Consider the following 273-nt stretch of genomic DNA (forward strand, 5'->3'; position numbering starts at 1 on the left):
TGCAAATGATGCTGATCGCACGAGCACGCTACCAACGTCTGGCCGATGAAGCACTCATCGAAGACCGTGCCATGCAAGCGCTCGAACTGATTGGCCACGCCGTGCGCCAAGCAGGGTGGATCACGGATACGCCAGCGGCCTCTCCGGTGCGTCGCTGGCCGGATACGGACAAGGACGCGCCGCCATCACTTGAGGGCAGCGACAACTGCGGCCGCCTCGACACACCGCCGCAACTCGTGCCGCAATTCAACTGCGGAGGCGGCAACGTGAGGC

1 protein-coding gene is annotated in these 273 nt (G+C 64.1%); it reads left to right on the forward strand.

Features of this window, described 5'->3' with window-relative positions:
• Positions 1-273: hypothetical protein (locus RVY79_RS19635; protein WP_317466250.1), on the forward strand; the 273-nt coding region annotated here is incomplete at both ends.

The sequence above is a fragment of the Chromohalobacter sp. HP20-39 genome (assembly GCF_033052815.1).
GTDB lineage: Bacteria > Pseudomonadota > Gammaproteobacteria > Pseudomonadales > Halomonadaceae > Chromohalobacter.